General features: G+C 60.0%; 18 protein-coding genes. 2 read left to right on the forward strand and 16 right to left on the reverse strand.

The annotated features are described in order from the left end of the window. Positions 1-29: 29 nt before the first annotated feature. A complete protein-coding gene (locus tag ACEW8N_RS09060) occupies positions 30-1,055 on the forward strand; it encodes a hypothetical protein (RefSeq protein WP_373499492.1) in 1,026 nt (341 codons plus the stop codon). Further along, complete coding sequence (locus ACEW8N_RS09065; RefSeq protein WP_373499493.1) at positions 1,052-1,540, forward strand: hypothetical protein; 489 nt, start codon at positions 1,052-1,054, stop codon at positions 1,538-1,540. The genes ACEW8N_RS09060 and ACEW8N_RS09065 overlap by 4 nt, the downstream gene beginning before the upstream one ends. A gap of 53 nt (positions 1,541-1,593) precedes the next feature. Here ACEW8N_RS09065 and ACEW8N_RS09070 read toward each other — a convergent pair whose 3' ends face one another. The 16 genes from ACEW8N_RS09070 to ACEW8N_RS09145 all read right to left on the reverse strand — a co-directional run bounded on the left by ACEW8N_RS09070 (position 1,594) and on the right by ACEW8N_RS09145 (position 23,933). Continuing rightward, a complete protein-coding gene (locus tag ACEW8N_RS09070) occupies positions 1,594-4,194 on the reverse strand; it encodes a hypothetical protein (protein ID WP_373499494.1) in 2,601 nt (866 codons plus the stop codon). Positions 4,195-4,224: 30 nt separating this feature from the next. Next, on the reverse strand, positions 4,225-4,986 hold the full coding sequence (locus tag ACEW8N_RS09075) for a hypothetical protein (RefSeq protein ID WP_373499495.1): 762 nt from the start codon (positions 4,984-4,986) through the stop codon (positions 4,225-4,227). Positions 4,987-5,131: 145 nt separating this feature from the next. Further along, positions 5,132-6,946: a hypothetical protein gene (locus tag ACEW8N_RS09080; protein WP_373499496.1), complete on the reverse strand. Its 1,815-nt coding sequence runs from the start codon at positions 6,944-6,946 to the stop codon at positions 5,132-5,134. Between the two features lie 190 nt (positions 6,947-7,136). Next, entirely contained in the window at positions 7,137-8,996 is a 1,860-nt protein-coding gene (locus ACEW8N_RS09085; protein ID WP_373499497.1) for a hypothetical protein, read from the reverse strand. Between the two features lie 253 nt (positions 8,997-9,249). Beyond that, a complete protein-coding gene (locus ACEW8N_RS09090) occupies positions 9,250-10,716 on the reverse strand; it encodes a CAP domain-containing protein (protein WP_373499498.1) in 1,467 nt (488 codons plus the stop codon). Between the two features lie 179 nt (positions 10,717-10,895). Further along, on the reverse strand, positions 10,896-12,905 hold the full coding sequence (locus tag ACEW8N_RS09095) for a TonB-dependent receptor plug domain-containing protein (RefSeq protein ID WP_373499499.1): 2,010 nt from the start codon (positions 12,903-12,905) through the stop codon (positions 10,896-10,898). Positions 12,906-12,971: 66 nt separating this feature from the next. After that, positions 12,972-14,336: a sigma-54-dependent transcriptional regulator gene (locus tag ACEW8N_RS09100; protein ID WP_373499500.1), complete on the reverse strand. Its 1,365-nt coding sequence runs from the start codon at positions 14,334-14,336 to the stop codon at positions 12,972-12,974. After that, the gene (locus tag ACEW8N_RS09105) at positions 14,333-15,733 is read right to left on the reverse strand and encodes a PAS domain-containing sensor histidine kinase (protein WP_373499501.1); all 1,401 of its coding nucleotides are present in this window, start codon (positions 15,731-15,733) and stop codon (positions 14,333-14,335) included. The genes ACEW8N_RS09100 and ACEW8N_RS09105 overlap by 4 nt, the downstream gene beginning before the upstream one ends. Then, positions 15,730-16,728: an ABC transporter substrate-binding protein gene (locus ACEW8N_RS09110; protein ID WP_373499502.1), complete on the reverse strand. Its 999-nt coding sequence runs from the start codon at positions 16,726-16,728 to the stop codon at positions 15,730-15,732. The genes ACEW8N_RS09105 and ACEW8N_RS09110 overlap by 4 nt, the downstream gene beginning before the upstream one ends. A gap of 118 nt (positions 16,729-16,846) precedes the next feature. Beyond that, a complete protein-coding gene (gspD, locus tag ACEW8N_RS09115; protein WP_373499503.1) occupies positions 16,847-19,132 on the reverse strand; it encodes a type II secretion system secretin GspD in 2,286 nt (761 codons plus the stop codon). Further along, complete coding sequence (locus ACEW8N_RS09120; RefSeq protein ID WP_373499504.1) at positions 19,132-19,848, reverse strand: hypothetical protein; 717 nt, start codon at positions 19,846-19,848, stop codon at positions 19,132-19,134. The genes gspD and ACEW8N_RS09120 overlap by 1 nt, the downstream gene beginning before the upstream one ends. Beyond that, the gene (gspM, locus tag ACEW8N_RS09125) at positions 19,845-20,522 is read right to left on the reverse strand and encodes a type II secretion system protein GspM (protein ID WP_373499505.1); all 678 of its coding nucleotides are present in this window, start codon (positions 20,520-20,522) and stop codon (positions 19,845-19,847) included. Before gspM ends, ACEW8N_RS09120 begins: the two co-directional genes overlap by 4 nt. Further along, positions 20,440-21,639 carry a PilN domain-containing protein gene (locus ACEW8N_RS09130; RefSeq protein ID WP_373499506.1) on the reverse strand — a complete coding sequence of 400 codons (1,200 nt, stop codon included), beginning with the start codon at positions 21,637-21,639 and terminating at the stop codon, positions 20,440-20,442. The genes gspM and ACEW8N_RS09130 overlap by 83 nt, the downstream gene beginning before the upstream one ends. Then, positions 21,636-22,757 (reverse strand): general secretion pathway protein GspK, encoded by a 1,122-nt coding sequence (locus ACEW8N_RS09135; protein ID WP_373499507.1) that lies wholly within the window; start codon positions 22,755-22,757, stop codon positions 21,636-21,638. The genes ACEW8N_RS09130 and ACEW8N_RS09135 overlap by 4 nt, the downstream gene beginning before the upstream one ends. Further along, complete coding sequence (locus ACEW8N_RS09140; RefSeq protein ID WP_373499508.1) at positions 22,754-23,527, reverse strand: type II secretion system protein J; 774 nt, start codon at positions 23,525-23,527, stop codon at positions 22,754-22,756. The genes ACEW8N_RS09135 and ACEW8N_RS09140 overlap by 4 nt, the downstream gene beginning before the upstream one ends. Continuing rightward, the gene (locus ACEW8N_RS09145) at positions 23,490-23,933 is read right to left on the reverse strand and encodes a prepilin-type N-terminal cleavage/methylation domain-containing protein (protein WP_373499509.1); all 444 of its coding nucleotides are present in this window, start codon (positions 23,931-23,933) and stop codon (positions 23,490-23,492) included. The genes ACEW8N_RS09140 and ACEW8N_RS09145 overlap by 38 nt, the downstream gene beginning before the upstream one ends. Between the last annotated feature and the right edge of the window lie 3 nt (positions 23,934-23,936).

Consider the following 23,936-nt stretch of genomic DNA (forward strand, 5'->3'; position numbering starts at 1 on the left):
GTTCGGGCGGTCTTGCCCGAAGAGCCCATGTGATTGAAACCCTGCGGAAAACCTCCGGGCCGGTCCTGCTCCTGGACTGCGGCGGCGTATTCGGCTACACCCCAAGGGATGCGGAGAAAAAGGCGAACGCCGCCCTGGAATCCATGACCCTCATGGGATACCACGGGATGAACCTCGGCGGGTCAGATTTCACGCTGGGGACGGAATACCTGAGAAAGGCGCCCGCAGGCACCTCTTTTCCCTTTATCTCCACCAACGCCGCCGTATCGGGTGTGGCCATTCCCCGGCTCAAACGGTATGAAATCATCCCGGTCGGCGGGGTGAAGGTGGCGGTCCTGGGCATCCTGCCCGTCAACGCCCTCAAGTGGGCCGAACCCTTTGAGAATCTATCCGACGTCGCCATCGCAGACCCGGAGGCTGCCCTCAAGGCGATCCTGCCCGAAATCGAAAAAGAGAAGGCCGACATCACCATCCTGCTCTCCCAGCTCGATTTTGAGCCGACGCAGGCGCTCCTGGACAAATTCCCCTGGATAAACGCAGCAGTCTCCTGCGGCATGAAAAGCGGATGCGATGACGATCACGGGGGCCCAGAGTTTCATGCCGCGGACAGCTCCGTCCGCATGGAGCCGGCCGTGAAAGGTCCCGGGGGCGCGCCAATCGAAAAAACCGCGGCGGACACCCCAGAAAAGCGGGAGGCCGGGGTCCTCTATATCGGATCCAAGGGAAAGCATCTGGGAGTGCTCCCCATGACCGTCGCACCCCGGGGCCGCGTCACGATGGGAAAGGAAACCCGAATCGAGTTGGATGACGACACCCGCGACGATGCCAAAATCTTCGATATCGTCAACCAGGTCTACTACGTCAAGCCCGGCGGCAAAAACCCGCAGGAAGATGCCAAAACCCACCAGGAACTCATGGAGGGGTTGAAAAAGTCGCCCGAGGAGTTCATGGATCAATACCGGAAGACCCACAAGGACGCCGTTCAAATTCCTGCGGGGATCTTTCAACAGAAGGGCAGCGCCGGCGCTGCGCCGGAAAAAGGAAAAACGCCATGAAAAATCACTGGATCCCCCGAGGCCTGATGACCGCCTGCGCGGTTGCTTTTCTGTTGACCATGGCCTGCGATCTCAAGAAACCCGAGGAGCGGGTGCGCGAAAGCGCCCAAACTATGATGCAGGCCAAGGTCGACGGCAAATGGGACCAGGTATACGACCTGTATGATGCGGACTACCGGAAAACCATCACCCGGGAGGATTTCATCAAACGGCCGAGAAACACGACCTACAAGGGGTTTGCCATTGAGAGCGTGGAGGTCCTGCCCTCGGGAACGGAGGCCGTAGTCCGCATGACTGAAACCGTATCCGTCCAGACCTTCGAGTTCAAAAGCCCGGTGATCCCCCAGCGCTGGATCAAGGCGGACGACGGCAAATGGTATCAGCGCGTCGAGGAATCCCAGAACCCCTTCAGCCGGATGTTCCAAAACCAGACAGCCCCGGCAGAAGCCCAACCGAAGTCGCTGACGACACCTCCCGCGAAATGACGAAGGGCGCCCGATGGGCGCCCCCCGATCCATCCTGCCGACAATAAGCCGGTTCAGAACACCGATCGGCTCGTAACGATGATGCTGCCCGAACCCGGGGCCCCGCCCCGGACCAGTTGCGCCCCCGGGGGCAGGTCTTCGAGGCGTATATCCGCCCCGCCCATATTGCCGCCCGAGAGCTGCCGGGTGGTGGGCACCCCGTTCTCGAGTTTGCCGTAGAGGTAAAACCCGCAGATGCGCCCATCCGCCGCCGGGTCGACGCGGAACTTGACAAACGCGATTTCGTTGCTGAACTCCCCGAAAAACCCCGCCGCCGTCAGGATCTCGTAGGCGCCGGGGTCGAGCGAAAGCGGCCGCACCTGATGGGAGATCAATCCGCCGTCCCGGCCGTAGGGCTCGACCCACACGGTGAGGGGAACACCGGAGGCATTACCCACGCACGCGCCCGTCCACCAGGCCCCGCCGTTGGTCCCGGCGTTGTGGGGCAGGATCAGCTCCGCGGTATTATCCGCGTCGTCGATGAGCGGGAAGGATGCCTCCTCGCCGCCGCCCGGGGTGCCGTAGGAATACCAGCCGACAAAGGGCAGATCCCCCGTCACGCCGATCATGGACTGATGCAGGGGGTGGCCCGGAAACCTTGCGAAGTGGGACTGAATATCGATGAGCCGCTTCTCCCTCGGCCCCAGCACCACCTCCATATCCTCGGCCGCGTCCTGGCCCGCCTTTTTCATGTGGAACCGGACCCGGTTTTCCGCGTCATTGGGGTTGATGAGCGCCACCGTCAGGATCCAGCTGCCCGACGCCGGCGGAATATGGGGGACGACCTTGGCGCTTCCCGCAACCGACTCCATGGGCATCACCTCTGCCTTCCCGGCGGCGCTCACGTATTGAAACCCGCTCATGAGGGCCCCGGCGCTGCTCGTGACATCCACCCAGTCGGTGTTGGACATGCTGTATTGAAACGGTTCTTTGCCGGGCTGAATGTTGTATTTCCGGCCCGCGGGGATCGTGGCGGCGGCCTGTTTGAGGAAGGCCCCACCCGGGCTGTAGAGCTTCATGGTGACGCCGGTATTCCCCCCGGATTCGCTCAAGATCTGGGAAAAAATCTTTTCGCCGGTCCCGGATGTCGTGACGGCCCCCGGCAGGATCAGGCGGCCGCTCCGGGGCGGGTTTGTGTTGAAGCTCGCCATGGCAAGCCCGGCTTTGTCGCCGAAGAGATTGACGAAATTGAGGAAGCCGTCGCTTTTCAGAATCAGTCGGTCGATCCTGCTGAATTCATGCCGCCGCCACGGCAGTTGATCCAGCAGAAACACCCGCTTTTCGCCGGGGGCCAGGGTGACCGGCCCGAACCCCGTGTGAATCGGGGCGCCGTCACTGCCGTACGAGGTGAGGAAAACGTTTGATACGGGCATTCCTGTGGGATTGGTGACGGCAAACCCCGACCACATGAAGCTGGGGATGTAGGGGACGGTCTGCTGGAAGGTCTTGTCGATGTCCAGCGTCAGCACATACAGGTTGGGGTCGCGGTAGCTGTCCTGGCCAAAAGTCAGAATATAAGGCGGCGTGCCCGAGGAGAGGGTCAGCTCAACCGGCGCCGAGTCGGCATATTTGTAGGCGCTGATCCGATAGCTGCCCATGTCGGCGCCCTGGGCGTCCCTCACGGAGACGAGCATGTCCGAAGCGCTGCCGGAGAGCCGTTTGAGCGAGAGGGACACGGTGTCGCCCGCCCCGCAGTCGATCCGGTAAGCGTCCTCGTTCATGAGCACCAGGTTGTAAGTGCCGGGCGCCACGGGCGCGGGCTCGGGTCCGCCGGTCTCCAGGAAATCGTCCGCCGACCGGGCGATTTGAACGGCCCGGTTGTAATCGAGATAGGGGGTGGCGGAGGCCGCATCCAGCACAAACCACATCCCCTGGGGATGATCTGCGATGCTGGCGCCCGTCCACTGACCTCCAGAAATGCTCCCGTCGCCGGTGATCCCGAGGGTGTAGGTGTAGGTTTTTCGCCGGACCTGGGTGCCCATATAGTCGGGCGCCACCATGTCGTCGGCGTAGTGGATCGTGACGGCGACCGCCTCTCCGCCCGATTTGACGCTGCTCGTCATGTCGAAGCGGAAGACGGGATAGGACCAGAGCTCGCCGGTGGGGTCGAGATCGGCCACGAACGCCCTGCCCTGATCCTGGATGTAATTGAGGAGCCAGTAATGAAACGAAGCGGGACTTGCGCCGTTCTCGTATTCATAAGCATTGTCCGTATTGGCTGCGGTCAGGATGCCCTTCTTGTCGCCCACCCGAAAGTGGATGTTGTTTTCGGAGGAGGGGAAAAAATCGATATCCTCGAATGTGGCGGACATGGCCCAGTTCCAGCAGAGACCGAACCAGGAGAGGGCGCTGGTGTCGTAGTATTTGGCTGCATACCATTGGGTCGACAGGCCGGGGAATACGCCTTGGATGAGCTGGTCGTATTTTTCCAGGGGGGCCGGATGACCCCGGTAATCCTTGCCGGTCGCCAGTCCGCCGTGGATGGACGGCCACCAGTAGCCCGACCAGGGAAGGGCGTCCGTCTCGTAGGTTTCAGCCGATGATCGGGAAACGCCCCACAGGGAGAGGCCCAGGAAAACGATGGTCAGGGGTAGAAGGGTCTTAAAGGGTTTCATACATCCTCACATGAAGCAAAGGTCTCTGGGTCATTCCACGCGCCGGGAACGCTTGAACGGGGTTTCCTCGTAGATCCACCAGGAATCCCCATCGCGCCACAACTGCCGGACGACTGCCGTTTTGCTGTCGTCTTCGACCGTCACCATCCGCAGAAGCAGGGGCTCCGGCGGGTTGCTCGGGCCTTTGTTTTCTGGAAGGGCCGATGCCGATGGCGCAGCCGTTTTCGCTCCGTCGGGGCCGGAACCCTCCGTGAGCCATCCATTTTTCAGCGCCGTTTCCCGTGATACGGCCTCAAAAAAAACCCGGTAGCGTCTGACGAAGACGCGGCCCCCCGCGGTCCGCTTTTCATCGTAAAATTTCTCGGTTTCTGCCTGATGCACCGGCAGCACGTTGACGGGCGCGGGGTAGCCCGGCAGGATGAAAAGTCCGTTTTCGCTCGACCGCTCCTGATTCCCCTGCCGCTCCGTAAGGGTGATCGTGCCGGGCGCCCCGTCCTCATGGATCGTCACCGTGCAGAAGGGGTGATCGGCGCCGGCGGGATAAACGGCCAGGGTCACCAACTGTTTCTCCTTCCCGGTCCGGATCTCCCAGGTTTTACGGCCCGGGGCATGCGAGACGGATGCCGCCGTGTATTCCGTGTCGATCATCACCTGCCGGTCGGGCTGATATGGAAACGAAAACGCGCTGGAAACCAGAATCCATGATGCGATCAACGGAAAGAGAATGTAAAAGAAGACACTCAAGTCCTGGTTGCGCTTCTGGTGAAGAAAGATATGTTTTAAACCATCCATCTTTAAATATCTCGTTCGGTTGCCTTTAAAATGCATGAGGGGCCGAAATGGCCCCTCGATGTTCTTTTTATCGCTGGTCGGCGGGAGGCCTCGCACTTAAATGGCTGCGGTGCCTTACCCGCCTTCCCTTGTGCTTTTTGGCCGATTACTCGTGGCCGTTTACCCTGGGCAGGTAGCCCATGGACTCACCCGTCGGGGATCCGGCGATGAAACCGAAACCGTCGGCGGTGAATGTGGTCGACGCCTGAATGTAGCATAGCGCGTCACCAGGTGTACCGGTGCCCGCGGTCTGGGTCCAGGTGATGTCCGGGTTCACGATGGAGTCGTCCAGACGGGTCGCCCAGATGGTGTGGGCCTTGACCGGGGTGGCAACAACGCCCGTGAAGGCGTCGCCGTCGCTCTCATACATGTACAGGGTCACGTTGCCGTCGGTGCCGCTGATGTTGGTGATGGCGTAGGCTGACCAGAAGTATGAGCCGTTGGCCGGGGTGAAGTAGGGATAGAGCAGGGTCGTGGCACGGGTTTCGGGCGCGCAGCCGAAGGTGCCGATCTCGATTTCCTCGTCGAGGATGGTGCCGCAAGGATACTGCTCCACGAGCAACCGGACGGAGACGACGTCGCCTTCCTTCACGATGCCGGTGTCATAACGGAAGGACGGAAGCCCCAGTCTCAGGTAGTTCTGACCGCCGGCAAGGGTGATCCCCAGGTTGCTGGCGATGGTGGTGGCCTTCACGACCTTGTTTGCGCAGTCCACGGTGCAGCCGCTGCCGCCCGGGAGAACATCCGTGCTCTGGGTGCATGCGCCGGGAGCGACGTAGGTTTCAAACGGGAGGGCGTTCAGGCTTTGGGCATTGCATACTTCGTCGAGTGTGGTAGTGGAGAGGTATTCCATTGATGTCTCGGCGATATACACGCCCTGGTCGCCGGTGAGGCCGTTGACCTTCACCTCGAGGCTGATCTTGTAGTCGTTGACCGGGAAGGGATTGGTCAGGGCCTGGATGATAAGCTTGTTGTTGGAATGGGTACCGGGGCAGTAGTAGGCGCCGGTGTCGAAGTCGAACGGCGGACAGGTTGCGCCCTGGCCTTCACCGAGGATAATGTTGCCGACCGTAGGAGCATCCTTGCAGGTTACCAGTGCATACTCAGCCGTCGCAAGAATTCTGGCGATCTCGCGCTCACCCGTGAAGGTCAGCTTGTTGTCGGCCGCAACGGGCAGCGAATCCGGGGTCACTTCCACTCTCTCACCCTGATAGTCGAAGGTGAGGGTGTCGATGCAGATGGTGTTGTCAGCAAACAGGAAGGGGTCGTCCAAATCCGTGGAATCCAGAATGTACTGGATGCCGGAGGCATCCTTGTCATCCTTCCACAGGTAGGTCGCCGTGGCCTTCTCATCGAAGATGGCGACGGTCACTACGTCCGTAGCTAAGGTCATGGGGCTGAAGAAAATTTCGAAGTCATCCAGCGCGGTTTCATTGAATGCTCCGGTGGTGACATTGCGGGAGCCCACCGTCAATTGGATGATCTGGCTGCCGGCAAGGGCTTTTACGCGGAAGCCGTAGTCGTGGGTGCCAGCTGGCGCAGGCGTCAAAGCGCCCGCACCCGGAGCCGTGCTAGCCTGAACGGTGAGGGTGTCACCTGCATCCGTGGCTGAAACCGGGTTAGCGGTTATTATTCCAGGAAGAAATGTGGCTGCTGCTCCGTCATGGAGCCTCAGGTAGAAGTCGATGTCCTTGCAGACCACCACGCCATTGTTCAGGGTAAATTGAATCACGTCTCCGGAGCGCAGGATGGTATCGGCGCTGAACTGCATGGAGATGGAGCCGGCCTGGTAGCAGAGGGATTTGGGAATGTTGGGCACGTTGGTGCCGAGCTCAACGCGGTTGGCCGCTGCATAGACGGCGCCCGAGAAGGCCAAAACGGCACACAGTGCGATAATTACGGGGAAGAATCTTTTTTTCATCATTTCTCCTTTTAAATGTTTTACACTACAGTTACGTGTTACGATTAATGACTCATAATTTTGCGTTTATTACTCTGCCGCGCCGATTTTCCGGCGCTTTTTTTATCACCCCCTTTCAGAATCCGGTTGTATATCCCATTAACACAATAGGGTTTTGATGATCAACCGCTGTGGTTATCGGTCACCACCTTCATTTTTTTCCGTCCACCCTGGGCAGGTAGCCCATGGATTCGCCCGTCGGGGAACCGGCGATGAAGCCGAAGCCGTCGGCGGTGAATGTGGTGACCGCCTGGACATAGGCGGCGGCGTCACCCGGGGTGCCGGTGCCGGCGGTCTGGGTCCAGGTGATGTCGGGGTTCACAATGGAGTCTGCCAGGGTCGTGGTCCAGATGGTGCGGGCCTTGACCGGCGTGGCGACAACACCCGTGAAGGCGTCGCCGTCGCTCTCATACATGTACAGGGTCACGTTGCCGTCGGTGCCGCTGATGTTGGTGATGGCATAAGCCGACCAGAAGTAGGAGCCGTTGGCCGGGGTGAAGTAGGGATAGAGCAGGGTCGTGGCACGGGTTTCGGGCGCGCAGCCGAAGGTGCCGATCTGGATTTCCTCGTCGAGGATGGTGCCGCAGGGGTACTGCGCCACGATCAGGCGGACGGAGACGACGTCGCCTTCCTTCACGATGCTCGTGTCATAGCGGAAGGAGGGAAGTCCCAGTCTCAGGTAGCTCTGGCCGCCGGCCAGGGTGATTCCCAGGTTGTTGGCGATGGTGGTGGCCTTCACGACCTTGTTTGCGCAGTCCACGGTGCAGCCGCTGCCGCCCGGTTCAACATCCGTGCTCTGGGTGCATGCGCCGGGAGCGACGTAGGTTTCAAACGTGAGAGCGTTCAGGTTTTCGGCGCTGCAGGCCTCGTCCAGGGTGGTGGTGGAGAGGTATTCCATGGCATTCTGGGCGATATAGACGCCCTGGTCGCCGGTAAGGCCGTTGACCTTCACCTCGAGGCTGATCTTGTAGTCGTTGACCGGGAAGGGATTGGTCAGGGCCTGGATGATAAGCTTGTTGTTCTCATGGGTGCCGGGGCAGTAGTTGGCGCCGGTATCGAAGTCAAACGGCGGGCAGATCGCATCCTGGCCTTGCCCCCCCAGGATGATGTTGCCCACCACCGGAGAATCCTTGCAGGTCACGAGCGCATACTCGGCCGCAGCAAGAATTCTTGCGATCTCGCGCTCACCCGTAAAGGTCAGCTTGTTGTCGGGAAGGACGGTGATGGAGTCGGGGGTCACTTCGACTCTTTCGCCCTGGTAGTCGAAGGTCAGGGTGTCGATGCAGAGGGTGTTGTCGGCATAGGTGAAAGGATCGTTGTTGGCCGGATCAAAATCCTGGTCGTAAAGGATGCCGCTGACATCCGGATCATCTTTATAGAGATAGGCCCTGCCCAACGCGTCCACAACCGCGGCCTTCTCATCGAAAATGGAGACACTGAGGACGTCTTCGGGATTGATGCCGACAAAGGTCATGATGAAATTGTCGGCGCCGTTCTCATTGAAGATCCCCTCGGGCGTAGCCAGCAGAGAAATGACCGGATCCACCGAACGGGAGCCGACGGTCAGTTGAATGATCTGGCTGCCTGCAAGGCCCTTGACCCGAAAACCGTAGTCATAAAAGGCAGGTCTACCGGCACCCACATTGACGGGCGGAACCGCTGCCGCATCGATAGTGACCTGATCCAGGGCGTCGGTTGCGGAAACCGGCGCCGCGGTGTTGGTTCCGGGCCGGTCGATGAGGGCCTCGCCGTTATGGAGGCGTACATAGAAGTCGATGTCCTTGCAGAGGACGACGCCGTTGTTCAGGGTATACTGGATCACGTCACCGGAACGAAAGACCGTGCCGGCGCTGAACTCCATGGAGATGGAGCCTGCCTGATAGCACAGGGACTTGGGAATGTTGGGTACGCTGGTCCCCAGTTCCACGCGGTTGGCGGCGGCCCAAACCGTCGCCGAAAACGCGAGGATGGCGACCGACGCGACAATTGTCGAGACGCATCTTTTGATCATCTGTTCTCCTTTTCCTGCTCTAGATTAATCGTTCAAAAAACCCTTTGAATCTTAAAAAAGCATTCGATTTAAACCTAATAACTTAAAAAGAGCAAATTGATTCCCGACCGCTTTACCTTTCCAAAGCGCTTTAACTTGCACCTCCTTTTGAGCGGCGTTAATACTTCTCAAACTAAAAATTTTCGACTTAATCGTACCTTTAAGCAAATTTGAACACAAATGTCAAAGAAAATATAACATTATGAATAAGATTCTAAACGGTATCCCCCGGCAGCATGAACACCAGGCTTTTGTAATCCTTGTGGATGTTGCCGATGACCCTCCGGTCGTCCCCGATCTGAACCTCAAGGGTCCTGGATACGCCGGGAAAGGAAAAGCGCCCCGCGCCGTCGGAGATGCTTACAGGATAAGATACTTGGACAGGGATCCAGTCTCCGGGTCGCCGCTCATAGCCGACCGCATTCACCGGGACGCCGAAGAGACCCTCCCCGACGGAATAGAGGCCGTTGCCGTCGCGGTCCTGGTAGACCCAGCCTTCGGCGCTCTGAGGAGACGCGGCCGATCCGCCCCAGTCCAGGGTCACCACCAGGGCCTTTCTCATGCCCTCTTCCGTGGGAAGGGCCCCAACCTCGATGCCGATGCCGACTTCCCGGTAGGCGGGGTTCAGTATGGTCTGAGCCTCGGGGGCGGCGGAAAGCTCCGCGCGCAGGAGGTTCTCGAAAAGGCGCTGGATTTCCGTGGAGATCACCGCGCCGTCCGCAAGAAAGTCATGTCCGAGCAGTTCCGCGACCGGTGCCGCTCCGTCGTAGCCGCTTTCGGCGATCCTTGACGGATAGCTTTTGCCCGACCGATCTTCACGGCTGTAGTAGGCATGCACCGCCATGTCCCGGGCATGTTTTTCTGCGGCGGCCGTCAGCGCGTCGTTTTTGGCGACCGGCGGCATTCCGGCGACCCATGCGGCATATCGCACGGGATCCGACGTTTTCACCAGATCGACGTCGATCCCCAGGGAAACAGCCACGTCCAGGGGCCGCATCCTGGCCTGGTTGATCAGGACGATCAGGGTGGATTCGGCGCCTTTATCGGTAATGTTCTCAACAATGTTCGACCCGAAATCGCAGGTCGCCATATAGGCATTGTAGCGGCGCTCGTTGATCACCACCTGGCCCGAGCCGAAACCGACACCCACGTCTCTCAGGGCGGGGTCCAAAATATTCCGCCGGGTACCCGCGGCCAGGGTCAATTCATCCTTCAGCATGTTCTTGAAAATCGTTTCCGCGGCGGCCGCCGGATCAATATAATTATAGAAGGCGATCAGCCCCAGAGACTCCCCCGTCATTGTCGCATCGTAGCCCGCGGCTTCGATACGCTCCTCGTAGATCCTCCCGTCGGAGCCCGCATGACCGTAAAGATTACAGGTCAGCATGTCCATGGTATGCGCGCGAGCGGCGGTTTTCAGGCGGCCGTCACCGACAAGCGGCGGCATCCCGCCGGACAGCCATTCCGCATCCTCGGGACAGGCCGCCAGGACCGCCGCCGGGTCGACCCCCGCCTCGATCATGGCCTGGACCGGATTGGCCCGGGCGGTGTTGATGAGGACGAGCATATGGTTTTCGGCCTGGAGGAAGGCATCCGACATATTATCATCCGCCCTTGCGGATACACCGGTCAGGATGAGCGCAAGGATGGCAGCAATCATGTACGAGATCAATCTGTTCATAGCAAGAATCCTAAGCAATACTGCTGCCAGCCTTTCAAGAGGCCCGCATATAAAACCAAACTATTTGATATAAATAAAATTATTTCATTTACCGCATCATTTTTCATCACGGCGAAAATACCAGGGCCAGGCTCGATCTGACCAGCGCTGGACAGAGCGAGCCTTCGATTCGGACCTCATCACCATGTTTTTCTGAGGGTGATCCGGGCCGACGCAGGCGGTCCCTCCATGAGGCCATAAGTCCCGGGGGTTTCGTACCGGGTGTTCGCCACATTGTCGACGGCCAACTCGAGATCCAGACCGGGGTAACCGACATCGTGAATGGTCCCGTTGAGATCCAGGGTCCAGAACCCGGAAGCGGAGAAGGACCGGAAGGCCGGATTGTCCGGATCGGTCTCGTCCAGATAGACCAGGTCTCTTTCCGAAGCGTATCCGGCGCGCACATAGGCGGTGAATTTTTCGTTCGGCCGCCAGGCGCCGGTAAGATTGAACAGGGTTTTTGCGCCGATGTCGTAAGGGTAGTTCAGGTCCATGAAGGTGTCCGGGTCGGGAAATTGAATCTGGACATAGGAGAAGGTCTCCTCGGGTCCGGCGTTGTTCATCAGCGTCAGGTTGGCGTAAATGTCGAGGGTGGCATGGGGGGACAGCCGCCCCTCAAGCTCGACGCCGTAGATGTCCTGATGGTTGGGTTGGGACAGTCCCGCATAGGTATCCTCCATGATATGGTTGTCGATGCGATTGAAAAATCCGCCGATCTTGGCATTGACTTGTTTCAGCGGCTCCCATGCCGCCTGGAGATTGACGCTGGTGATCCGTTCCAGGTCCACGTCATCGCCCTCGAGAAGCTGTTTGGCGAACGGCGTCCGGTAGGCATTGCCGACAATCAGTTTGAATATCCATTCGTCTGAGAGCGGCCAGGACGCCCCGGTATTGTAGCTGATGTGGTCTTTGTAGGCGTCGTGGTCATCGTACCGGAGCCCGAGCCAGACATCCGCACTGCCGATCCTGTGGCTGTATTGTCCGAACACGGACCAGAGTCGCGTGGCGTAATCCTCCTGGGTGATCACGGGCAGGAGAAACCGGTTGTCCGGATCCAGAAATTTCGGCAGGTAGCCCTCCCAGATGATGGCGTCCTTGATTCGCTTCTCCCGGTAGGAAAGCCCGCCGGTGAACTGGTTCTTGCCGGAGCCCACGGCCCGGTCGTAAGTCAGCTCGGCGAATGAGGTGCTCTCCCTGCTGGCGTATTCCCGGTCGATGACCCGGGTTTCCGCATTGAGCCATGTCTGGAGGAGCGTCGCCCGAAGGAGGGATTTCCGGTCGATATCCAATTTCGATTCCAGCTTGACGTAATTCATCGGGTCGTCGAGGCTTTCCCCCCAGGAGAGGTTTTTCTCCATGCTCTTCATGGCATAGGGGTTGTGGCTGTCGGCTACGCGGCCGGAGATTACGATGAGGTCGCCGATGCTTGCGTTCCCGGAAGCCTCGAGGTAGCGCGCGGTTCCGGGCTGGTCTTCTCCATAGCGCTGGGAGGGTCTAACGGGAAACCTTCCGTCGCCCCAGAACCGGATCACGTCGAAGGTTGTGTCGTCTTCATCCCCGCGGCGGCCGCTGATCGAAAGGAATCCGTCCCAGAGGCCGCCGTCGCAGCCCAGATTGGTGTAGAATCCGGCCTCGTCCCCGGGAGCGCCATAGAGGACGCCGGTTTCGACGCCGGCAAAGTCCTTGCCGGTAAGGGGGACCACGTTGACGATGCCCGCAAAGGCGTCCGGCCCCCATAAGACCGATCCCGGGCCCCGGATGATTTCGATCCGCTTGACCGGCGCCAGTGACAGGTCATGGTCGAGCGAATTGAGCGATTTGGTGAAATCGGAGGTCAAGGGGACGGTGTCATACAGGAAGAGGGTCGAGTCGGGGGTGCCCCGGAGATAGGGCTTTGTTCCCCACTCCCTTTCGGCCATGAAGAACCCCGGAACCGTTTCCAGGACCTTGCTCAGGGTGTCCCGGCCGCTCTCGATGAACTCCTTCCGGGTGACCACGCCCGCCACCGCGGGGGCCCGCGAGGCGCTCTCCTCACGGCGGGAGGCGATGGTCAGGACCTCGATGTCCTCCCCGACAAACATGAGGAAGGTGTCGTCCGACCCGGGCAGTTGTTCCGATGCGCCTGCGATCCGTCCGGCGCCGAGCGCCATGCCGAGGGCGAGTCCGCAAAGGAAAAGGGTTAACGATAATATTTTCAATCGGTTCGACATATCCGTTTATCTATCCGCCTGTTTCATTAATACCCTGAACTTCGCCCGGCTGAGGCCCAGGAGTTTTGCGGCCGCCGTCTGGTTGCCTCCGGCCATGTCCAGCGCCTGCCCGACCAGATCGTTTTCCAGCGCCTCCAGATCGATCCCGCCCGGCGGCATGGCGAATGCCCACGAACCCGCCATCGATGCGCAGGCCGACGGCGGGCTCAGGAAGGAAAGGGTTTCCTCCGTGATCCGTCCCGATTCCCCGGCTAGGATGACGGCCCGTTCAATGGCATTGGCCAGCTCCCGGACATTCCCGGGCCAGGGGTAGCCCGTCAGGGCGCGGACGGCCGAGGGCTCCAGGGAGACGGCGGCGGCGCCCAGACGGCTCAGGAAAAACCGGGCGAGCGGAGGGATGTCCTCCATCCGCTTCCGCAGCGGCGGGGGCTCGATGGGAAAAACGTTGATCCGGAAATAAAGGTCCTGCCGGAACTCCCCGGCATCCAGGCGCTTGGGGATCTCCTGGTTGGTGGCGCAGATGACGCGCACATCCACCGCGATCTCCTCGTTGCCCCCCACCCGCTGAATCCGCTTCTCCTGCAGGGCCCGGAGCAGCTTGGCCTGGGCCTCCAGGGGCAGGTCGCCGATTTCGTCCAGGAACAGGGTCCCGCCCGAGGCGTATTCGAATTTTCCTTCGGCCTTTCGGTCGGCGCCGGTGAAGGCTCCCTTCTCATGGCCGAAGAGCTCGGATTCCACGAGGCCCGCGGATATCGCCGCACAGTTGACCGGAACAAACCTGCGGTCGCATCTATGGCTCATCCGGTGGATATGCCGTGCGATGAGCTCCTTGCCGGTTCCGGATTCACCGCTGATGAGCACGGCGGAGTCGCTGCGCGCGACCCGATCGGCCATCCCCATCAGCAGGGCCATCGCCTTCGATGCGTAAATGATCTCATACTGCCCCTCGGCCCGCTGCAGGCGATGTTTCAGCTCCCGGTTTTCATAGAGGACGCGGGAAAGCTTGAGGGTCCGCTCCACGGTCAGGAGAATGCGGGAAGCCTCGAAGGGCTTGGTGATGTAATCGGCGGCCCCCAGTTGCATGGCCTCCACCGCCGATTCAACGGTGGCAAAAGCCGTGATGAAGACCACGGGTGCCAGGATCTGCTTCGCCTTGATCTCCTCCAGAAGGGCCAGGCCGTCCATGCCGTCCATCTTGATGTCCGATATGACCATGTCGAAGGGGGCATCCATGAGGAGGGCGAGGGCCTCTTCTCCGGAGCCGGCCCGGCTCACCCGGTATCCCTCCCTCTCGAGCATCATCGAGAGGAGATGCTGCATTTTTTCCTGGTCATCCACGACCAGAATGCGGGGTGTTGAGGAATCGATCATCTTCCCTCTTCCAGGGGCAGTTCGATAGTGAACACGGCGCCCCGCCCGGTGCTGCGGTTTTTGGCCCGGATGGTGCCGTGATGGTTCTGGATGACCTGGAACGCATAGGCCAGCCCCAGGCCCGTTCCCTGTGCCCGGGTCGTGAAAAAGGGTTCGAAGATCCTTCCCAGGTCGGGGGGCCGGATCCCCTCCCCCTCGTCTAAAATCTCCAGGACCCAGGCCCGATCCCCGCAGGCCGCCCGGACCGAGATACGTCCCTTGCGCCGGTTGGCCTCGACGGCGTTTTTCAGCACGTTCCCGATGGCCCGCATCAGCAGGTCCGGGTCTCCGCCGGCATAGCAGGGCGACCCCGGGATATCGGAGGAGATGCCGATCTCGTCGCCGCTCAGTTGAATCTCGAACCGGCTGATCCCTTCTGCCAGCATGGCGTTCAGGTCCACCTCCCTGAAATTGGGCATCGCCGGTTTCGAAAAGAGGAGGAATTCCTCGATGAGGCGGTTGAGCCGCCGGATCTCATCCTCGATATACTGGACCAGAATGTTGTCCGCCCCCTGGTCCACGTCATTTTTCAGCAGGTCCACGGAGCTCTTGATGATGCCCAGGGGGTTCTTGATTTCGTGGGCGATGATCATGGAGAACTTGCCCATCTCCGCCAGGGTTTTCTGCTTGACCATCTCCCGGTTGGCGTCCGCCAGCGCCCTGCCGCTCCTCTCAAGGGAGTCGAGCATGGCGTTGAAGGAGAGGGCGAGTTCGCTGGTCTCCGGGAGATTGCCGGGGGTGACCCGGAGCTTCATGTTGCCCGCCGCCACCTCGCGCGCGGCGCCGACCAGCCGCGTCAGCGGAGAGACGATGGACCTGGAGAGGAAGTAGAAGAGCAGCACTGAAAAGACGGCGAGAATGGCGGACCACCAGATAAAGCGGACCTTCATGACCGTAAGGAGCTCCGCGATGCCCTCGACGCTGTAATCGATCCTCACCTTTCCAATCAGCGTCTCTTTGGATTCCTTCCTGTGGAACTGCTGCCGGAAGGGGTTGTCGAGGTTCTCGTTCTCCTTGAGGATGACCGGCGCCTCAAGGGTGCTGCAGCGGGCCTCGGAGCCTTTGGCGACATCGGCCAGGCATTCTTCCCGGTCGTTGATGATCATCACCCGGATGACATCCTTTTCCAAAAGCAGGTTTTCCGCAAGGCGCTTCAGCATGGGCCGCTCGTCGATCAGGATGCCCAGTTCGGCATTGAGGGCCAGGTATTTCGCCAGGAACCGAATCTGGTTTTCAAACCGCTCCTGCATGAATTCATGGGTGATGTTGACGCCGATATATCCCAGCGTCAGCGTGGAGGCGCTGATCAGCAGGATGCCCGCCATGAGAAGGCGGAAATGAATACCATATCGCTTCATTTCAAGATCACCGATCCCCCGCCGTCGCCCAACGGGATCTCCAGTTTTTCGAGTACGCGCGTGTTGATCCAGGTTTTGAACGCCGGCGCGGGATGTCCGCATTCCCGGCCCTGGACCCTTTCGATCGCGAGCCTGCCCGCCTGCTCCCCAAGCTTGCCGTAGTCGAAAACAAAGCTTATCGCGGCGCCCGATTCGTAGAAAAACCGATTGTAGCCGACCACCGGCGTGTCGTTCAAGAGGGCCTGCTTGATGAGGTATTGAACAATGCTCTCGGAGATGATGGTCCGGTCGGGGACCAGCCAGAGCCCGTCGATTTTCCCCCAGACAGCCTCAAGGGCGCGGGAGATCTCCTTGCGGGAGGATAGACGGATGGGCGTGACCGAAAGGCCCTTGGCAGCCGCGATCCGCTCGGCCGTTTCATGGAACCAGGCGTTGTTGCCGGGGTCGAACATCAGGCCGATGCGCTTTACGGAAGGGAGGATCCGGGTGATGGATTGCATCTGCACCTCAATGGGAATGCCCAGGGAGATGCCGCAGGGGTCGGCCGGCGCGTCAGGCAGCCTCTCCGGATTCAGGACCATGGTGTAGATGACGGGGCATGCCCCCGTCCGGGACCGGGACCATGCGAACCGGGACGCCTCCGGACCGACCGTCAGGAGAAGGTCGTAGGCATTCCGGTCGATGGCCTGCTCCAGGAGCTGTTTTTCGTCTGCCGGAAGGGTTTCCACCTGAATGGTTTCGACCTGCAGCCCCCCGCCCTGAAGGGTCTCCGCCGCGCGGTCGGCGGCTTCGATGTAGGGCCGGATGTTCTGGGATATGAGCACGACCGCCCGAAGCGGCTGATCCTCCGGGGCTCCCCGGCCGTCCTTCGGGAATCCGAGGATTACCCCCAGGAAGATCATGCCGATCGCCGTGAGCGCGTCAAGCCGTTTCGGCCAGGGTGCCGGAGCGGGAAATGGGCGGTCGGGCGGCGATCCGCCGCCGGACGTCCGCATCGGATTTCTGATACGGGCCTTCAAAAACCGCAATCCACTCCTCCGGTGTTGTCCTGAAATCCCGACATGCCCTGAGCCATCCTGTTATTTCGGGGTACGCGCCGCCTGGAACACATGATTACCGGATGAACTTGATGGCATCTCCGACCTTGGTCCGGAATTCCCGGGAAACGGCATCCACGTCGTCCAGGCTGACGATAACCCTGGGGGTCAGCAGGATGATGAGTTCGGTCTTGATCGTGCTGTCTTGTTTCTTCCCGAAGAGATACCCCAGATACGGCAGGTCCTTGAAAAACGGCACCCCGCTGTCACCCTGGTCCCGCTTTTCCGTCATCAGGCCGCCCAGAACGATGGTCTGGTCGTCCTTCACCGTCAGCGTGGTTTGGACAACCCGCTCAAAAAACGACGGATACTCCTGGCCCCCGACGGAGACGCCGCCGGCCTGGTCGCTGATCTCCTGGCGGATGTCCATGCTCACCAGGCCGCGGTCGTTGATCCGGGGCGTGACCTCCAGGATGATGCCCGTGTCGCGGTACTGAATGGTCGTCTGAAAAATGGGATTTTCGTCGGTCGCGCTGTACTGGAACTGGGTGGTCGCAAGGGGTACCGAGGTCGAAACGTTGATCTGGGCCTGCTTGTTGTCGGAGGCCAGCACCGTCGGCGCCGACAGGATATTGACCTTGCCGTTCGTGGCCAGGGCGTTGAGGGCCTGGGTCCATTTTTCCGTAAGGCCGATGGTGTAGGCCAGGCCGGATTCCCCGATGGTGGCCGTCAGAAGTCCCGTCGGGTTGTCGCTGGTCCGGTCGAAGCTCCATTCCACGCCGAGCTCCGTGGAGGCGTCCAGGGTCACTTCGGCAATGGTCGCCTCGATCAATACCTGGCGGGGCAATACATCGATGCTCCTCAGGATGTTCTCCACGAGCTGATAATCGCCTGGCCGCGCGTCGATGATGAGGGCGTTTCGGATGATGTCGGGGATGATCCGGAGATCCCCCTTCAGGTTGGCAACCCCGGCTTCGACCTCAACAACGCCGGGCCCGTTATCCGCGACGCCGCCGTCCGCCTCTCTTTGGAGCGTCTCTTGTGCGGCGGTCTCCTGCGGTGCGATTCTGTCCGGAAACGGATCCACGGGGTCGGACAGCCGCCGGCTTGAGCGGGGCCGGGAGCCGACCGTCTTCCGGTCGCCCGTTCCGCCGTCCGACCTGGCAGACCGGCGCTGTACCGTCCCCTCCTCCTGGAAGACACTCATCAGGAGATCCGCCAGCTCGGAGGCCTCTCCGTTCTTGACAAAATAGACGTAAATTCTCGAACTGACGCTTTCGTTGGGCACATCGAGCCGTCTCACCAGGGTGTCCATCTGTTGAAAGACGTTCATGTTGGCGCTGACCACGAGGAGGGTGTTGAGCCGGCTGACGGCGATGATCTTGAAGTCATTTTTCTGGGGCTCGTTGCCGTAGGCCGTGAGGATGGACTCCAGGACCTGGACGACTTCTTCGGCGTTCGTGTGTCTGAGCGGGTAGAACTTCTGCTTCATGTTGTGGAACACGTCGATGTCGAAGGCATCCACAAGCCTCATGGCCTTTGCGATGTTACCCGCCCTGTCGACCAGAATGAGGATGTTGGGCTCGCTGTGGGAGACGAGGGTCCCGTCATTTGACATGAATGGGGTAAGCAGCTTGGCCATCTCCGCGCTGTCGATGTTTTTCAGGGGGATGATCTGCATGATGACCCGCTCGCCGAACCCCCCGCCCGCAGCGTCGCGCCCCGACGAGGATGGGCGGTAAAGCGGGATGGACCGCTTTGCCGATTCGCCGGATTTTCCGATGCGGTAGACATTTCCTTCCGGTATGGCCGTCAAGCCGTTGGCATCCAGTATCTGAGAGAAGATGGAAAAAAGATCCCGCCGGCTCATTCGGCCGGCCGTGTGGATCGTCACGTTACCCTGGACCGTGGGATCCACAATATAATTGATCTTCAGGATTTCAGCCATGGTCCGAATGACTTCGTAGATATCGGCGTTGTCAAAATTGAGGGTGACGGTCTCGCCTTCATCCTGATCCGGGCCGCGGATCTCGCCGTCTTCATCCGGGGCGAAGGCTGCCGTTCGTCCGCCCCCGCCGGAATTCACCGGGATGGGTCGATTCTCGACCGTCAATCCGTTCAGGGCTATTCTTGGGGATGCCGCCTGTGTATCATCGGGGATCGGACGCGAATAGGATTTGAACGGCGCCTGAGCACTCTCCCCGCCCGCCTCCCCGATGTCGGTGACGCTTATCTCGCCGCCCTCCGGGGCGGGCTTGAGGTCCTTCCCGCCGGTGGCGCAGCCGCCAACGGCGAAACAGAGGATAAAGGCAAGCGGCAGCAGGGAAGACCTGGATGGATTATTTCTAAAGGCTGTCATCATCACGGATTCTGCTTGGGAAATTGTCGTCGAAAGGGATTGTCCATCATTCTCTTTTCAATGGGCTTCGCTTGTTTTCCGGCGGCGCCGTCAGGCTTCTCCGCCTTTACTTTAGGGGGGTCGTTGGCGATGACCGTCGGTTTCTCGGCAGCCTTCGGCGAGGGCGGGGCCATGACTTTTCTGGATTTGGCCTTGTTCTTGTCGTAAAGCGGAACTTCATAGGTCTTTTTTCCCTCGGCCAGAAGGATGCTGTCTTCCCGGATCTCTTGGACCTTCAGGTTGGAAAGGGCGTCGCCCACCTTGACCCATATCTGCTCTCTTCCTCCGGCCTGCTTTCCCGGATTGCTGATGAGGGCCTTTTTGTAGTCATTCAGGATAACCACCCCGTACAGAAGGATCGCTTCCCCCGAAACCGCGTCTTTTGAGAGCACCGGCAAGGGCTCCGCCTCGGGCGCGGGCTCATCCGGCAAGACCTCTTTGCGATCCGGCGAGAAGAGATTGTCGGCGGCCACGATGTCATATGCGGACTCGGACGGCATCATTCTTTTCACGAATTTTTCCGTCGGGTCAAGTTCCGCACTTTTTTCATCGCTTTCCGCGATGTGGGTTTCCCTCCCGCGATCGACCCCCTCATCCCATATTTTATAGGCATTGACGCTAAAAAATACGGCCAGGACAGCCAGCACCAGGTTCATCATCCAGACCTTCGGGGACATCATGATCCGTTCCCTCCCCCGGCATCGGGCAGTTTCATAAACCCCTCGACGGTCAGCACCGCCTGGACGACCTCGGGCGTCTTCGGGTTCGGCATACGGATTCGGGCCTCGGGCACCCGGAGCAGTTTGGCGGCGTTTTCAATCCGATAGACGATCTCCTTGACCTGCCGAATTGATGCATCAAAGGTGATCTGCACCGGAATGGGAAGATACGCCGCCTTGTCCTCGCCGGTCGGCTGAAGAACCCGGATGGTTTTGAACCGCACCCCGCTCTGCTCGGCCAGAGCATTCAGAATATTCTGGATATCCACGGCGGCGATGGCCTTGGTGTTGCCGCTCAGCAGGCCCGATTCCGCCTGGGTGAGCGCCCTGCTGACCTGCATCAGTGCCGCCTGAAGATGGTCTTTTTCCCGCACCGCCTCCCGGTACTTGGCCACCTGCCGTGCCATCAGGCGAGACTCCCCGTCCGTGGACAAGGCCGATCTCATATCCGGTGCATACTGGAAGAGAACTGCGACCGACAATACAACAACCAGAACGATTAAGAAATATTTTCTTTTTCCCTCCGCAAGGGAGGATCCGAAATCGACCATATTATGAAGATTCCAATTCCATGCTGATATTGAACCGCTCCTTGCCGTCTTTTTCCTTGACGATGGCGGAGGTGAAGAAGACATCCTTGAAAATGGGGGAGGCCTCCAGCAGGGAAATCAGATCGGGCGCCGAATCCGCATACCCGTCGAGCCGGATCTTGCCGCCGCCCAGGCTGAACTCCCGAACCCACACGGTATCCGGCAGGATCTGGGTCAATTCCCGAAGAATATCGGACACCGGGATATAGGCGGCATTCAACCGGTTCAAAGCCGCCACCTGTCCTTCGACCGCATCGATCCGGCCATGGATTTTGGTGATTTCAGCCATCTCGGAGGCCAGCCGCTTCAGCTCCGCGTTGAGGGATCCCGAGACCATTTTGTGGTGCATCCAATAGCTTGCCCCCCACGCCGACACGGAGAGCAGCACCAGAACCGCAAGGGCCATCATGGCATAGTGGCCCGTGCGGCTGGGCCGCCTTCGGTATTCCATGGGCATGAGATTAATATCCACGGAAACCTTTTGCATGCCCTTTAGGGCCAGACCGAAGGCAGCCACAAGGTCTTCCGACGGCAGATCGAAGGTCTTCATCAAGGCGGAAACAGGCTCCGATTGCGACGTGTCCGAAGGCGCCGCCCCCCTCAGGAGCTTCAGAAAATCCTCGCCCAGATCGCCTGCCGTTTTTCCTTTCAGATGATAGATCAATGCATTGGCGACGGCCGTGGAAGACATCTCGATGCCGTTCACGCCCATGGCAATGCGATGGCAGAAGTCCAGATAGTGCTGGAGGTCATTCCGCTTCACCACCGCCAGCAGCACCGATATCCGGCTGTTTTCGGCCTCACCGATGATCTGATGGTCAAAATAGATCTCCTCCATTGAAATCGGGATGTGTTTCTCGAGTTCATAGGTCAGGGTCGTTCCCAGGTTATGACGAACCGCCGAAGGGAATTCGATCGCCTTGAACATGGCCGATGATGGCGGGATCCCGACATAGATTGACGGGTTGCCGACATTGTTTTCCCGCAGGAATTCCACGACGGCCAGACCGGCCGCATGGAGTTTCTCATTCAGGGAAGCGCCGGGGTCAAGGTTCAAACTGCCTCTTGCGGCGCAGGTCATCCCTCTCAGCGTCCCCTTGACATAGACAAGGGAGACCTGATGATCTCCAATCGAAATTCCCAGGCTCTCCTGAAAAATCAATTCCTCCTCCGCAGCCCTGCCTGTGGCGTCCCCTCAGGCCGCTCATGAATTGCCCGGTGTTGCGCCGCGCGGGGGCCTCCCTGAAAAACGCCGAGATTATCCACCCATTGGAGAATACGGTACTTCCTTCCCGGGCCGGACGTGATCTCGATGATGGCACGAACGCCGCGATGAAGCCCTCCTCCCGGCAGTTCACCTTCAGCAGACGGATATCCGACGGCGGTGACGGCGTAGACGGGGGAGTCCTGAACGGCCAGATAGGGCGATGCGGCGCCGTAAGCGTCGGGCCCCAGGACCGAAATCAGATCTCCGTAAGATCGGAGCGGCGTGGTTTCACGGCCGGCGATCACCGCATCGGCCAGCTCCCGGGTCATGCCGGGAAGCGATTCCAGCAGGACGGCGGGCGCGGCGTTCACATTGATCTGGTTGTAATTGAACGGCGCAGGGGCTCTGCTTGTGCCGCCTATCGGCATCCTCGGACTGCCCGGATGGACCGTGATCATCTCCCTCAGCCCCCCGTGAAAGATCTGCGCCGTGACGCCGCGGACCCGCATCAGCTCCTCCGGGGAGGAGAAATCCCCGTTTTTCGCATGGTACGGCTCGGTCAAGGCCTGGTAATACGCCTCCTCCGCGCCGTTCATCCTGTGAAAATCGTCGCCGTCCCGCCAGTCCTGGATGGAATCCACGATGATGTCCTTTTCCGCGTCACTCAAATCGAATCCCGTCAGCATCGCCCGCAAGAGCCCCGGCCCGGCGCGGTTGATGTTGACCTTTCCACCCTCATCCTCCAGACGGATCCGGAAAAAGCCGCCGCCGTATGAAAAGTCCGGCATGGCCCGGTTGATCCGCCACCGGTCCTCCGGCGGCGCTTCCCCGGGGCCTGCCACAGAAACGACAACCGCGGGCTGGGCGAGGTGCCGGAGCAGTTCATTGATCCCGATGGTCACGCCGGCCTTGGCGATATAGTACGACTGGGCCTCCTCCTTGAAATTTCGGGCGATGTTGACCTCCGTCCGCATGGCGTAGCAGAACTCGCCGACGATAACAGACAGCAGCATCAAAATCCACAAAACGAGGAAAAGGGCAATCCCCCGATCGTTGCGGAGCGGCCGCATCATGGCCGGTCTCCGCCGGGAACCGGCGCAATGATGCGGACGGGCCTGGATTCGCCGGCCCCCCGGAGACTCAGGGCAACCGCGCGCGGGTTGTGCTTCTCGACCTCTGGATCCCAGGCCGTTTCCCAGGAATACTCCTTGCCGCCGGTCCATCCGCCATCCATCGGGCCGGCATCCATCCGGCCGATATGCTTTTTAAAATCCGTTTTAGGATCCGGCTTCATATTCGGAAGTTTTCCCTGGACTTCCGGGCTCGCAACCCTGAGATAGGCGAACCCGCATTCCGCCGCATGGGGGAGCAGGACGTGGAAATCCTCCTCACGGATCTCATTCTCCTGCGGATCCGGGGATCTTTGCGCAAGATTCTGTTCATAAAACAAAAGGGATCGCCCCCCGTCCCCGTCCGTCCGGACCTCGTATTTCACATACACCAGGCCTGCGCGGTTTTCCGGCATCAGTGAGGTCCGGGAGATGAACTCAACGGAGAACGCGTCTCCCCTGAGATGATATTTCGCGGCTTCGGCCATCGGCAGGTCAACGGGGATATAAATTGATGCCATCTGCTGCCCGATGCGGTCCAGGACTATCCGGTGACGCTGCCGGTTGTCGATGTCGCTTTCGCCTTTCTCCCAGGCCCTGACCCCGATCCTCAGTGCGCCGAATACGATGGTGACGATCACCCCCAGGATGGTGAGGGAGATGATCAGCTCCAGCAGGGTGAACCCGTGGGGCTTTTCAGGCGCCGTCTTCGGTCTCGATCCGTTTTGCCGCATGAACCGTCTGCAGGGTGACACTGCGCTCCCGATCGGCCTCCCGCCAGCGCACTTCAACCGTGATCTCGAAAAGATCCAGAGGCCATGGCGTTTCGGGGGGAGATTCCGGCCGCCCTGCCCTTGCCGCCTCTTCGTCGGGCTCCGGATTGAGATATCGAGTCTCGGCCCGCCAGCCATATCCGTCCTCAAAGTCCCCCTCGAGCGCCGTGTCGCGCATCTCGTCGTATAAAAGCATCTCTTCCATCTTTTCACGCGCGTAAAAAACCGCGCGGGTATACTCCCCGGAGATCGCGGCGGAGCGCAGCCCCCCGGAAAAGAGTTGAAGGATGGTGACCAGGGAAATGGCCAGGATCATCATGGCCGTCAATACTTCAATGAGGGTGAACCCGTCGGCTGGTTTTCTCATGTC

It is taken from the genome of Desulfococcus sp. (assembly GCF_041737845.1).
GTDB lineage: Bacteria > Desulfobacterota > Desulfobacteria > Desulfobacterales > Desulfococcaceae > Desulfococcus.